Origin of the sequence: Brevibacillus sp. SIMBA_040, from assembly GCF_046535075.1 — a bacterium.
Taxonomy (GTDB): Bacteria; Bacillota; Bacilli; order Brevibacillales; family Brevibacillaceae; genus Brevibacillus.
In genome coordinates this window covers 1-264 of sequence record NZ_JAWRXI010000231.1, presented here as the reverse complement: position 1 = coordinate 264, position 264 = coordinate 1, and the positions used below count along the sequence as shown (strand labels likewise).

The window sequence follows — 264 nt, the reverse complement described above, 5'->3', positions numbered from 1 at the left end:
CGCACCATGTTTTCGCCGACGTTCGCCAGCGCCTCTTCCAGCAACCTCTGGTTTTCCTCCTGGTCCTTGGTTAACTTGATGCGGAACTGATCGCTATAGGTGGCCAGCGAAGCCGCCGATACCCCTACCGCCTGGGCCAAGCCGGCGGCGTTCGTCTTCATCTGTTCGAACGCCGCCCCCACGTCGCCGAGAAAGTCGTTATCCAAGGCGCCAATCTGCGTTCCATTTCGGTTGCTGCGGAACCATCCCCCCTTTTGCTTCCAG

The 264-nt window shown here is 59.8% G+C and carries 1 protein-coding gene; it reads right to left on the bottom strand.

Annotated elements, in window-relative coordinates; genetic code table 11:
* The coding region (locus tag SB752_RS32660) for a hypothetical protein (RefSeq protein WP_410719539.1) at positions 1-264 on the bottom strand (264 nt) is incomplete at both ends.